The sequence below is a fragment of the Rhodococcus sp. SJ-3 genome, from assembly GCF_051918125.1.
GTDB lineage: Bacteria > Actinomycetota > Actinomycetes > Mycobacteriales > Mycobacteriaceae > Rhodococcus.
In genome coordinates, this window is sequence record NZ_CM123306.1 from 445,817 (window position 1) to 460,867 (window position 15,051).

Consider the following 15,051-nt stretch of genomic DNA (forward strand, 5'->3'; position numbering starts at 1 on the left):
ACCCATCGAGTTCCCCGGTCAAACGCACGGCGACCGGAATGTTGTTGACCGACGAGTCGGTGTCGAAGCGATTGAGGAACCACATGCGCTGCTGCGCGAGCGACAGCGGCACCATGTCCGGACGCGACTGCGGTACGAGTGGCGTCCTCGAATCGGTGTCAGCATGCTGCTCCGCAGCGACAGCGAGCGCACCGACATTCGGAGCGTCGAACACGATCCGAACCGGTACACGTGCACCCAACGCTGTACCGATGCGCGAGACCACCTGCGTTGCAAGCAACGAGTTGCCACCGAGTTCGAAGAAGTCGTCATCGACCCCCACCCTCGACACACCGAGTACGTCCGCGAACACACCCGCGACGATCTCCTCGACCGGCGTACGCGGCGCTCGGAACTCACGCACCTCGAACACCGGCTCCGGCAACGCCTTCCAATCCAGCTTGCCGTTCACATTCAACGGCAACCCGTCGAGCACCATGAACACAGCGGGCACCATGTACGACGGGAGGCGGCGGCCCAGCGCCGTCTTCAGTTCGGCCGTATCGAGTTCCACGCCCGACTTCGGCACCACATACGCCACCAACTGCGCACCGGTGCGCTCGTCCTCACGCGCGATCACCGCAACGTCACGGACCTCGTTCTGTTCCCGCAACGCCGACTCGATCTCGCCGAGCTCGATCCGGAAACCACGCACCTTCACCTGGAAATCGGTCCGCGACAGGTAATCCAACTCACCCTGCGCCGTCCACCTCACGAGGTCGCCGGTGCGGTACAACCGCTCCCCCGCCCGGAACGGCGACGCCACGAAACGCTCCGCGGTCAGATCCACCCGACCGTGATAACCGCGCGCCAACTGCGCACCCGCCAGATACAACTCACCCGGCACACCCACCGGCACCGGATGCAACCGCTCATCGAGCACATACACCCGGGTGTTCCACTCCGGCACACCGATCGACACCGACGCACCCGACGGATCCACGACCTCACCCGCGGTCACCGACACCGCAGCCTCGGTCGGGCCGTACAGATTCACCAACCGCGCTGTATTGCGCTCGACGAAACGCTCCGCGGTCGCCACCGGCAATGCTTCACCGATGGCAAGGACACGGCGCAGCGACCCCGCCAACCGGCCGTCGCCCTCGATCATCAACGCCTCGAGCATCGACGGCACCACGTGCAACGTCGTCACGGCCTGTTCCGCCATCAATCGGTTCAGGTATGCCGGATCGCGATGGCCGTGCGGTGAGGCGATCACCACCCGGCCGCCGGAGACCAGCGCCGACCAGAATTCCCACACCGACAGGTCGAACGTCGCGATCGTCTTGAGCAACACAGCATCGTCCACGCCGAGACCGAAGTATTCGCGCTTCCACAGCATCTGGTTCACGATCGCCGCGTGCGGCACCGCCACACCCTTCGGCCGGCCGGTCGAACCCGACGTGAAGATCACGTACGCGGTGTTCGACGACCGCAACGGTGCACGCCTATCTGCGTCCGTCACAGACTTTGCAGAGAACTCGGGCAGGTCCGCTGCGTCCACCAGGACGGTGGGGACAGAGACCTCCCCGGGTACGACGAACTCGTCGCGCCCGGTGGTCAGTACCAGCGCGGGCGCAGCCGCTTCGACGATGAGGGCGTTGCGCTCGTCCGGTTGATCCGGATCCACCGGCACATACACGCCACCCGCCTTGGCTACGGCATACATGCCCACGAGCAACTCGACCGAACGACGCATGGCGAGGACCACGGTCACCTCGGGTTCGACGCCCATCGAGACAAGTTGCCGGGCAAGACGGTTGACTCGGGAATCGAACTCGCCGTATGTCAGCGATCCGTCTTCGGACACCAATGCGACGGCATCCGAATTGCGTCGCATCTGCTCGTCGAACAGATCGACGAGCGTGGCCGCACCGTCGACCTCGTGCGCCGTGTCGTTCCACGCTACGAGAATTCGGGTCTTCTCGACGGGGTCGAGCATCGGCATGTCGCCGACCGGCAGAGCCGCGTCGGTGACCACGGAATCGAGTACCCGGACGAACCGGTCGGTGAAGCCTGCCACCGTGGACTCGTCGAACAGATCGGTCGCATAGGTGAAGAAACCGGTGATGCCCGCTCCTACACCGTCGGCGTCGTATCGATCGGTGACGATCAGGTGCAGATCGAACTGCGAGATCGCCATATCGGCGTCGATCCCCGAGATCGTCAGCCCGGGCAGTTCGAGCGACGACTGCGCGAGGTTCTGGAACGACAATCCCACCTGGAACAGCGGGTGCCGCGCAGTCGAACGCGTCGGGTTGAGGACCTCGACGAGACGTTCGAACGGTACGTCCGCGTTTGCGAACGCGCCGAGGTCCGTCTCGCGGGTCTGCTCGAGGAGTTCGGCGAAGCTCACCCGGCCATCCACATGCGTGCGGAAGACCAGGGTATTGGCGAACATGCCGATCAGGTCGTCGAGTTCACGCTCGGCACGACCCGCGATCGGCGTACCGATCGCGATGTCGTCGCTCGCCGACATCCGCGCGAGGAAAACCGCGAATGCGGTGTGCAGCACCATGAACAGCGTCGTGTTGGTCTGCCGACCGAGATCGGTCAGGCGCTGATGCAGCGCGGCGTCGACAGTGAAGTCGACCCGTGCACCGTGGAACGACTGCACTGCGGGGCGCGGACGATCGGTCGGAAGATCAAGCTGATCCGGGAGACCCGCGAGGGCCTGCTTCCAATAGCCGACCTGCTTGGACGCGATCGAGTCGGGATCGTCCTCCGAGCCGAGTACCGTTCGCTGCCAGACGGCGTAGTCCGCGTACTGCACCTCGAGCGCCTCCCACGTGGGGACACCGCCCTCGGAGCGCGCCACATACGCCTGCATCAGGTCGCGGGTCAACGGGCCCATCGACGAGCCGTCCGCCGAGATGTGGTGGACGACGAACGCGAGCACGTAGTCCGTAGCGCCGACCTGGAAGAGTGTCGCAGCGAGCGGTACCTCCTTGGTAACGTCGAACGTGGTGGCTCCCACGGCGATCACAGCGTCGATGATTTCGTGTTCTGCCACCCTCACCGGGAGCAGATCCGGGGTGGCGTCGGCGGCCTGGACGATCACCTGGACCGGGCCGTCGACGGACTCCGGATAGTAGGTGCGCAGCGATTCGTGACGCGTGACGACATCGGCTACAGCAGCCTGCAGCGCACCCACATCGAGGTCGCCGCTCAGCCGAATGGCCATCGGAACGTTGTACGCAGCCGTGTCGGTATCGAAGCGGTTGAGGAACCACATGCGTTGCTGAGCGGGCGAGAGCGGGATCCGGTCGGGCCGGCGACCGGCTTCGAGCGGCACGCGGATCTCTGTGTCCTGCGACTCGACCACCGCGGCAAGTGCCTCGACCGTCGGTGTTTCGAACAAGGCTCGCACCGGGACCTTCGTGCCGAGCGCGAAGCTCAACCGCGACGCCACCTGGGTGGCGAGCAGCGAGTTGCCGCCGAGCTCGAAGAAGTCGTCATCAAGACCCACCCGGTCGATTCCGAGTACCTCGGCGAACACCGCCGCCACCGATTCCTCCACCGGCGACACCGGTGCACGGAACTCACGAGCCTCGAATACCGGCTCCGGCAACGCCTTCCGATCCAACTTACCGTTCACATTCAACGGCAACGCTTCGAGCACAACAAACGCCGACGGCACCATGTACGACGGCAATTCGGCCGTCAACGCGGTCCTCACCGACGCCACGTCGATTTCTGTGCCCGACTTCGGCACCACATACGCCACCAGCTGGGCACCCGCACGCTCATCTGCACGAGCAACCACCGCCACGTCACGGACACCGTCCACACCACGCAACGCCGACTCGATCTCACCGAGCTCGATCCGGAATCCACGCACCTTCACCTGAAAGTCGGTGCGGCCCACGTAATCCAGTTCACCCTCAGCAGTGAACCGGACGAGATCACCCGTGCGATACAGCCGCTCCCCCACCGCAAACGGCGACGCCACGAAACGCTCCGCGGTCAGATCCACCCGTCCGTGATAACCCCGCGCCAACTGCACACCCGCCAGGTACAACTCACCCGCAACACCTACCGGCACCGGATGCAACCGATCATCGAGAACATAGACCCGGGTATTCCACTCGGGCACACCGATCGACACCGACGCGCCCGACGCCTCGACCACCTCACCCGCGGTCACCGACACCGCAGCCTCGGTCGGACCGTACAAGTTCACCAACCGCGCCTCGTTCGACGCCAGGAACCGCTGCGCCGTCGACGGCGGCAACGCCTCACCGATCGCCAACACCCGACGTAACGACGACGACAACACGCCCGACGACTCGACCAGCAACGCCTCGAGCATCGACGGCACCACATGCAACGTGGTCACGCCCTGCTCGGCAATCAGCGCATTCAGATACGCCGGGTCACGATGCCCATCGGCAGACGCGATCACCACACGACCACCGGACACCAGCGCCGACCAGAACTCCCACACCGACAGGTCGAAAGTCGCCGCGGTCTTGAGCAGCAGCGTATCGTCCGCGCCGAGACCGAAGTACTCGCGCTTCCAAAACATCTGGTTCACCACCGCGGCGTGCGGCACCGCCACGCCCTTCGGGCGGCCGGTCGAACCCGACGTAAAGATCACATACGCGGTGTTCGACGACCGCAACGGCGCACCACGATCCGCGTCGGTCACCGGCTCCGCGGACAGCTCGGACAGATCCACAGCATCGACCTCGATGGTGGAGACGGAGTTGTCGCCCGTCCTCACAAACCCGTCACGGGTGGTCGTCAGCACCGCCACCGGAGCGACCGTGTCGAAGATGTACGCATTGCGCTCGTCCGGCTGAGCCGGATCCACCGGCACATACGCGCCACCTGCCTTCACCACGGCGTACATGCCCACCAGCAGTTCCACCGACCGACGCATCGCCAGCACGACCGTCGACTCCGGCCTCACACCCAACCCGACGAGATGCCGGGCCAGACGGTTGACGCGAGCGTCGAACTCGCTGTAAGTCAGGGTCTCACTCTCGAACGCCAACGCGGACGCGCCCGGGTTGCTCCGTACCTGCTGGTCGAACAGATCGATCAGTGTCACAGAGGCTACGACCTCGTGCGCGGTGTCGTTCCACGCGTCGAGCATCCGGGTCTTCTCGACCGGATCCAGCAGTTCGATGTCACCGATGGGCAGGGTGGGATCCTCGACAGCCGTTTCGAGGACTCGCACGAAGCGGTGCGCGAAACCCGCGACCGTGGACTCGTCGAACAGGTCTGTCGCATACGTAAAGGTGGCATCGATCCGGTGCGGAGCGCCGTCGTCGTCATAGTGATCGAAGACGGTGAGCTGCAGATCGGTCTTGGCGAGCTGGAGTTCGAAGTCGGTCGAGCTGACCGTGAGTCCGGGAAGCTCGAGCTCGGTGCGCGCCAGGTTCTGGAAGGACAGTCCCACCTGGAAGAGCGGGTTACGCGCGGTCGAACGGACCGGGTTGAGGATCTCGACGAGACGCTCGAACGGGACATCCGCGTTCGCGAATGCACCGAGATCGGTCTCGCGGGTCTGCTCGAGGAGCTCGGCGAAGCTCGTGTGCCGGTCGACTCGCGTACGGAACACCAGCGTGTTCACGAACATGCCGATCAGATCATCGAGCTCACGCTCGCCGCGGCCGGCGATCGGCGTACCGATCGCGATGTCGTCCGTGCCGGACAAGCGCGCCAGCAGGGTCGCGAAAGCAGCATTGACCACCATGAACAGGGTGGCGTTCTTGGATCGCGCAAGGCTCTGCAGACGGCCGTGAAGTTCAGGATCGATAGTGAACTGCAGGGATTCACCGCGGAAACTCTGGCTCGGCGGGCGCGGCCGATCTGAGGGCAGATCGAGCTGGTCGGGCAAGCCGTCCAGCGCGGCCTTCCAGTGGTCGACCTGCTTCGCAGCGAGCGACTCGGGATCGTCCTCCGACCCGAGAATCTCACGCTGCCACAGCGCGTAGTCCGCGTATTGCACGGGCATCGGCGCCCAACCGGGAGCCTCCCCCCGCGAGCGGGCTGCGTATGCGCGCATGAGATCACGGGTCAGCGGACCGACCGACGCTCCGTCGGCCGACACGTGATGGACCACGAGAGCCAGGATGTGTTCGTTCTCACGCACTCGGAAGATGCGGACGGCAACCGGAACCTGTTGTGTCACATCGAATGTAGTGGACATGAACGAGACGATCGCGGGCTCGATCTCCTCGTCGCTCACGTCCTGTATCGCGAGATCCGGATTCGCCTGATCCAACGGGAGCACGATTTGGTGCGGCCCGTCCGCCGAGTCCGGATATACCGTACGCAGCGATTCGTGGCGGGCGATCACGTCGTGTGCAGCAGCTTGGAGCGCCGCGACGTCGAGGTCACCGACGAGGCGTACCGCGATCGGGATGTTGTCGACCGCGGACGATGCGGGATCGAACTGGTTGAGGAACCAATAGCGCTGCTGAGCCAAGGACAGCGGGATCTGTGTGGGGCGCTCGGCCGCAATCAGCGGGAGCCGGGGACCGACTGCCGCGCCGTGCTCCAAACGGGCTGCGAGAGATTCCACAGACGATGCCTCGAACAGCAGACGCAGCGGCACCGTCGAGTCGAGCGCTGCGCCGATCCGCGACACAACTTGTGTCGCGATGAGGGAGTTGCCGCCGAGCGCGAAGAAGTCGTCGTCGAGGCCCACCCGGTCCAGACCGAGCACCTCTGCGAACACACTTGCGACGATTTCTTCGATCGCCGTCGTGGGCGCCCTGAACTTCTTGACCTCGAACACCGGGTCCGGGAGGGCCTTGCGGTCCAGCTTGCCGGACGCGCCGAGCGGCAGCACGTCGAGCACGATGTAGGTCGTGGGGACCATGTATGCGGGCAGTAGTGAGGACAATTCCGTACTGACCGCGGCGTCGTCGAACGTCCGGCCCGAAGCGGGTACGACATACGCGACGAGCTGATCCTGACGAACCAGCACCACTGCCTGATCCGTGTCGTCCCGCTCGAGCAGTGCCGATTCGATCTCGCCGAGCTCGATGCGCAGACCGCGCAACTTGACCTGGAAATCGGTGCGGCCGATGTACTCGAGTTCACCGTCGGCGCTCCACTTGACGAGGTCTCCGGTGCGGTACAGCCGCAGGCCCGATCCGAAGGGCGATGCAACGAAACGCTCGGCTGTGAGATCCGGCCGGCGGACGTAACCGCGGGCCAGCTGGACACCCGACAGATACAGCTCACCCGCGACACCCAGCGGAGCCGGCCGCAGCCGGTCGTCGAGGACGAATACCTTCGTGTTCCAGATCGGAGCACCGATCGGCACCGCGACGGTGTCCGCGTCGGTCACCTCGTGGTAGGTCACATCGACGGCCGCCTCGGTCGGGCCGTACAGATTGTGGATCCCCACTGTGGGCAGTGTCGTCCGGACCCTGGCGGCGAGCGCCGCCGGAAGCGCCTCACCGGACGCGAAAATATACCGCAGCTGCGACAGTTCCGACACTGCGGGTTCGGCCGCGAACACCGCAAGCATCGACGGCACGAAGTGCGCCACCGACACCGACTTCTCGCGTATCGTCGCCACCAGGTACCGCGGGTCGCGGTGACCGTCAGGTACAGCGATCACGAGACGAGCACCGACCTGCAAGGGCCAGAAGAACTCCCATACCGACACGTCGAACGTGAAGGGCGTCTTCTGGAACACCACGTCGGAGGGCGTGAGGTCGTATTCGTCCTGCATCCAACGCAGGCGGTTCACGATGGCCTCGTGGGTGACGGCCACGCCCTTCGGACGGCCGGTCGACCCCGACGTGAAGATCACGTATGCGGTACCGGATGCCCGCAGCGACGCGGTGCGTTCCGAATCCGTGATCGGCCCGGGCGCCACCTGCGAGAGATCGACCGCGTCGATCGATACGACAGGGACAGAATTCGCCTCCCGCGGGACCTCGAAGCCGTCACGCTCGGTGGTCAGCACCACCACGGGTGCCGCAGTCCCGAGAATGTAGGCGTTGCGGTCGGCAGGCTGATCGGGATCGAGCGGCACATACGCGCCACCGGCCGTGGTGATCGCATACATGCCGACCAGTAGGTCGACCGAACGCCGGATTGCCAGGCCCACATGAGATTCCGGACCCACTCCGAGCCCGATCAGATGACGCGCAAGACGATGGACACGGTCGGCGAACTGCGCATAGGTCAGCGTCTCGCCGTCGAATTCGAGAGCTATGGCATCCGGCGTGCGCAGTGCCTGAGCCTCGAACAGCTCGACCAGGGTCGAGGAGGTGCCCGACGGGTGGTCCGTGTCGTTCCACTCCTCGACCATCCGGGCGCGCTCGTCGGCGTCGAGCAGGCAGACGTCACCGACCGCCACGGACGAATCGGTGACCACCGCGTCGAGGACCCGCACGAAGCGGTCGGCGACACCGGCGATGGTGGCCTCGTCGAACAGGTCGGTCGCGTAGGTCAGACCCACCGAGTACGTTGCCGACCCTTCAGAATCCGGAGCCTCGGTGACGACGAACTGAAGGTCGAATTTGGCTGTGGTGGTGTCGATCTCGATACCCGACACCACAAGTTCCGGGAGTTCGACGCGCTCGGCCGCAAGATTCTGGAACGAGAGCATCACCTGGAACAACGGATGCCGCGCCGTCGAACGCTCCGGATTCAGCACCTCCACGAGACGCTCGAACGGCACATCCGCGTGCCCGAACGCATCCAGATCGCTACCGCGAACCCGGGAAAGCACCTCGTCGAACGACTCACCACCGTCGATGCGTGCCCGCAACACCAACGTGTTGACGAACATCCCCACCACGTCGTCGAGTGCGGCCTCACCGCGCCCCGCGACCGGCGTCCCGATCGCGACATCATCGGTACCGGCCAACCGTGCCAGCAACACCGACAACGCAGCGTGCACAACCATGAACGGCGTCGCGGCGCGCTCACGAGCAAGACGCAGGATTCCGTCGTGAATCCGTGAGCCCACCGTGAACTCGTACTGGGCACCACCGTTGCTGGCGACGACGGGACGCGGTCGGTCCGCAGGCAGATCCAACTGCTCCGGGATACCCGCGAGCGTGTCGCGCCAGAACGCCACCTGCGACGAGATCACCGAGGCCGGATCGTCCTCCGAACCCAGCACCTCCCGCTGCCACAACGCATAATCCGCATACTGCACGGGCAGTGGTTCCCATACGGGCTCGCCGCCTGCAGCGCGCATCGAGTAGGCCGTGACCACATCGCGCGTCAGCGGACCCATCGAGAAACCGTCGGCGGCGATGTGGTGCACCACCAGGACCAGGACATGTTCGGACGCCGAGAGGGCGAACAGCCGGACGCGGATCGGCACGGTCGCCGACACGTCGAACCCTGCCGAGATAAGCGACTGCACATGCGACACCAGATCGGACTCCGAGACCGCCACCGGCGACAGATCAGGAGCGACCTCCGACACCGGCAACACCCGCTGATACCCGACACCGTCGACGTCCGGATACACCGTCCGCAACGACTCGTGCCGTCCCAGCACATCCGACACCGCAGCCTGCAACGCGGCCACATCCAACGACCCCGACAACCGGATCGCCACCGGAATGTTGTTCACCGCAGAATCGGGCTCGAACCGATTCAAGAACCACATCCGCTGCTGAGCCAACGACAACGGCACCCGCTCCGGACGCACCTGCGCCACCAACGGCGCACGCCCGTCACCCCCGGCTCGTTCCACGCGGGCAGCAAGATCTTCGACACCGGACGCTTCGAACAAGGCACGAACCGGAACGGTGGTCCCCAGTGCTGCGCCGAGGCGGGCCACCACCTGAGTGGCGATCAGCGAGTTGCCGCCGAGGACAAAGAAATCGTCGTCGAGGCCCACCCGGTCGAGGTCCAGCACGTCAGCGAAGACGCCCGAGACGATCTCTTCGATCGGTGTCGTGGGAGCGCGGAAACGGCGGGTTTCGAAGACGGGCTCGGGCAGTGCCTTACGGTCGATCTTGCCGGAGCTGCCGAGCGGCATGACATCGAGCACGACGAACGTCGTGGGAACCATGTACGCGGGCAATACCGAGGACAAGGCTTCCTGGGCGCCTGCGCTGTCGAACGTGCCCCCTTGCGCGGGAACGACATACGCGACCAACTGCTCGTGACGTACGTCGGCCGCAGCCTGGGTCGCGGGGGTGCGTTCGAGGAGCGCCGACTCCACCTCGCCCAGCTCGACGCGCAGACCGCGCAGTTTGACCTGGAAGTCGCTGCGGCCCAGGTATTCGAGTTCACCGGCCGATGTCCACCGGACGAGGTCGCCGGTCCGGTAGACGCGTGCGCCCTTCTGGAACGGCGAGGCCACGAAGCGTTCGGCGGTCAGTTCCGGCCTACCGAAGTATCCGCGTGCCACCTGGATACCCGACAGATACAGCTCACCCACCACACCCGTCGGAACGGGCGCGAGGCGGTCGTCGAGGACATAGGCGCCGGTGTTCCACACCGGTGACCCCATCGGCACGGAGCCCGCGGTGAGGTCGCCGACCGGCCGGGCGGTCGCGTGCACGGTCGCCTCGGTGGGACCGTACAGGTTGTGGAGTTCCGCATCGCTCACACGCGCAAACTGTTCGGCCACCGAGACCGGGAACGCCTCGCCCGCCACGAGGACGACGCGGAGTGAGGTGCATTCGGCGGCGGAGACGGCACCTGCGAATACGGCGAGCATCGACGGCACGAACGATGTCGCGGTCACGGCCCGGTCACGGATCACCTGTCCGAGATAGGCCGGATCGCGGTGACCGTCAGGCGTGGCGATGACGAGGCGGGCGCCGACTGCCGGCGCACCGAACAGTTCCCACACCGACACGTCGAATGTGAACGGTGTCTTCTGCAGAACGACGTCTGCCGCGTCGAGGGCGTATTCGGTCGTCAACCACAGCACCTGGTTGACCGCGGACGCATGGGACACCGCGACGCCCTTCGGCCGGCCCGTCGACCCCGACGTGAACAACACATACGCCGCATTCGACGACCGCAACGGCGCCGAACGCTCTGCGTCCGTCACCCCCGCATCGGAGAACTCCGACACATCGAGCACGTCGAGTTCGACCGAAAGCACACGATCGTCGGCAAACGCGTCACGCGAGGTCGTCAGCACGACCACCGGAGCAGCAGTATCGAGAATGTACCCGTTGCGATCGGCAGGCTGATCCGGATCCAACGGCACATACGCACCACCGGCCTTGACGATCGCATACATCCCGACCAGCAGATCCAACGATCTGCGCACAGCCAGACCCACCGTCGACTCGGGCCCCACACCCACCGAAATCAAATACCGCGCAACCCGATTCACACGAGAATCGAACTCCGCGAACGTCAACGACCGACCCTCGAACTCGAGCGCCACCGCACCCGGAGTCCGGCGCACCTGCGCCTCGAACAGATCCACCAACGTCGACGACGACTCGACCTCGCGCGCGGTGTCGTTCCACCGCTCCAACACCAGAGACCGTTCATCACCATCGAGCAGATCGATGTCACCGACCTTGATCTGTCGGTCTGCGACGATCGCTTCGAGCACTCGCACGAAACGGTCGGCGAAAGTCGTCATGGTGGTCGGGTCGAACAGGTCGGTTGCGTAGGTCAGATCGACGAGGTAGCCGTCGGCAGCGTCGTCCGACACGGTGACCTGCAGATCGAACTTGGCCACCGCAGCGTCGGCGTCGAGCGCCGATACGGTCAGACCGGGAAGCTCGAGTGTGCCGATGTCGAGGTTCTGGAACGCGAGCATCACCTGGAACAGCGGATGCCGCGCAGTCGAACGCTCCGGATCGATGACCTCGACGAGACGCTCGAACGGCACATCCGCGTGCCCGAACGCCTCCAGGTCGTTGCGTCGCACCTGCGAGAGCACCTCATCGAAGGACTCATCGCCGTCGACCCGCGTGCGCAACACCAAGGTGTTGACGAACATCCCGATCACGTCGTCGAGTGCAGCCTCACCGCGACCCGCGACCGGAGTACCGATCGCGACATCATCGGTGGCGGCCAACCGCGCGATGAGCACCGACAGTGCAGCGTGAACGACCATGAAGTCGGTGGTACCGGTGCGACGCGCGAGGTCTGCAATATTCGCACGAAGATCGGATCCGATCGTAAACTGCTGCGCCGCACCGCGATACGATTCCACCAGCGGGCGGGGCCGATCGGACGGCAGGTCCAGCTGTTCCGGAGCTCCCGCGAGCGTGTCGCGCCAGAACGCCACCTGCGACGCGAACACTGAGTCCGGATCGTCCTCCGAACCCAGCACCTCCCGCTGCCACAACGCATAATCCGCGTACTGCACCGGCAACGGCTCCCAAGCCGGCGCACTGCCTGCTGCGCGGGATGCGTACGCCGTGACGACGTCGCGCGTCAGTGGGCCCAGCGAGAAGCCGTCGGCCGCAATGTGATGCAGAACGAGAACCAGGACATGCTGGTCGTCGGACAGTTCGAACAGCTGCACGCGGACCGGCACCGAAGAGGTGACGTCGAAGCCCGCCGAGACGAGCTCGGTGATCTTCTCGACCACGCCCGACGGGTCGACCGGCACCGGCGACAGATCAGGAGCGACCTCCGACACCGGCAACACCCGCTGATACCCGACACCGTCGACGTCCGGATACACCGTCCGCAACGACTCGTGCCGTCCCAGCACATCCGACACCGCAGCCTGCAACGCGGCCACATCCAACGACCCCGACAACCGGATCGCCACCGGAATGTTGTTCACCGCAGAATCGGGCTCGAACCGATTCAAGAACCACATCCGCTGCTGAGCCAACGACAACGGCACCCGCTCCGGACGCACCTGCGCCACCAACGGCGCACGCCCGTCACCACCGGCAGCGATCGCGGTGTCGACAAGGGAGGACAGTTCGGCTGCGGTGGGCGCGTCGAAGAATTCGCGGACGTCGATGCGCACCTTGTGATCGGCGTTGATTCGGGCCACCACGCGGGTCGCGCTCAGGGAGTTACCACCGAGCTCGAAGAAATCGTCGTCCACACCGAATTTCTCGACACCGAGCACCTGCTCGAAGGCCGAAACGACGGCGTGTTCCGTCGGCGTGCTCGGTGCGCGGTATTCGCGTGCGAGGGAACTGAAGTCGGGCTCAGGCAGAGCGCCCCGGTCGAGCTTTCCGCTTGCGCCGAGCGGGAATTCGTCCATCTCGACGAACAGCGACGGCACCATGTAGTCGGGCAGCCGGTGACGCACTGCGTCGGCGAGCTCGGTCCGCTCGATGTGTCCGCCGTCGGTGACGAGGTAGGCGACGAGGTGATCTCCGAGGCCGGGGTCGGAATGCACGACCACAACGGCCTGCCGCACACCCGGATGATCGAGCAGAGCGGATTCGATCTCGCCGAGTTCGATCCGGAGGCCGCGCAGTTTGACCTGGAAATCTGTCCGGCCGATGTAGACGAGTCGGCCTGCGTCGTCGAGTTCGACGAGGTCGCCGGTGCGGTACATCCGGTCGCCGGGTTCGCCGAAAGGATCAGCGACGAACCGGTCGGAGGTGAGGTCGGGGCGACGGAGGTAGCCGCGTGCGAGCTGTACACCCGCGAGATACAACTCTCCCTCGACACCTGCTGGTACGGGCCGCAGTCCTTCGTCGAGTACGTACAGCCCGGTGTCGGCAACCGCGTCACCGATCGGCACGACGGTGTTGTCGGCGGCGGTCGCGAAGTAGGTGACGTCGACCGCGGCCTCGGTCGGGCCGTAGAGATTGTGCAGACCCGCGGAGCTGATCTCATAGAAGCGGGCGACCGTCTGCGGAGGCAGAGCTTCACCGGATGCGAAGACGTAGCGCAGGGTGGTCACCGATGCCGCGGTGGGTTCGGCGAGGTAGACCGCGAGCATCGACGGAACGAAGTGCGCGATGGTCACACCCCGGTCGATCATCGTCCGGGCGAGATAGGCGGGGTCGCGGTGCCCGTCGGGGACCGCGATGGACAAGCTGGCGCCCACCTGGAGGGGCCAGAAGAACTCCCACACCGACACGTCGAACGTGAACGGCGTCTTCTGCAGTACGACGTCGTCGGCGCGCATCGCGTATTCGGACTGGCGCCACGCGATGTTCGCGGTGATCGCACGGTGCTCGACCGCCACGCCCTTCGGCCGGCCGGTCGAACCCGAGGTGAAGATGACGTAAGCGAGGTGGTCGGCGGTCAATGCGCCGTTCCGCTCGTCCTCCCCGATCGGACCGTCGGCGTAGCCGGACACGTCGAGGGTGTCGATCTCGACGACCGGCACGGTTCCGGGTAGGTCGACGGCATCGCGCGCGGTGGTGACCACCGCGACAGGTTCGGCGATCTCGAGCACATAGGCGCTGCGGTCGGCGGGGTGATCCGGGTCGAGGGGGACGTACGCTCCGCCGGCCTTGACGATGGCGTACATGCCGATGAGCAGATCGAAGGACCGGCGGATCGACAGGCCGACCCGGGTGTCCGGTCCGACACCGAGCTCGATGAGGTGACGAGCGAGGCGGTTGGCGCGGGCATCGAACTCGCGGTAGGTGAGGCTCTCGCCCTCGAACTCGAGTGCGGTGGTATCGGGAGTGGCCGCGACCTGCGCGTCGAAGCGCGCGACGAGCGTGTGCGGATCCGCTGTCACGGGGGCAGACGCGTCGTCACCGAGGACCTCGGATGCATCGGCAAGCAGGGTATCGACCACCGCGGGGAGACCGGCGCCTCCCAGTAGTCCCGGCGCCACGTTGGACAGCACGACGGGAAGAAGCGCGTCGAAACCGAGCACACCGCCCATCGCACCGTCGAGAGTGGTGATCTCCTGCTGCAACCCGGCATAGGTGAGGTGCGTGTCACCATCGGAGAGCGCGATGCGGTCGGGGTCGACGTCCACAACTGCGGCGAGCAACCGGGGAAGATCCTCGATCGTCAGCGCCGGCTTGCCCGCCATACCACCCGTCATCTACGTCATCCTCCTGAAAATAGCCTGCGACCGGCGTATCACCGCGCGCTCTGCTGTTCGACGCCGTCCGGGGACGGTACGCCCCCGGACGTCCGAACGACAGTCGA

General features: G+C 65.5%; 1 protein-coding gene (running past one end of the window). It reads right to left on the reverse strand.

All coding sequences use genetic code 11. The annotated features are described in order from the left end of the window. Nucleotides 1-14,944 carry the 5' portion of a non-ribosomal peptide synthase/polyketide synthase gene (locus ACTDXD_RS02000; RefSeq protein ID WP_440125544.1) on the reverse strand. 14,657 nt of this gene lie to the left of the window's left edge, so only the first 14,944 of its 29,601 coding nucleotides appear in the window; it begins with the start codon at nt 14,942-14,944; its stop codon lies beyond the left edge, outside the window. Between the last annotated feature and the right edge of the window lie 107 nt (nt 14,945-15,051).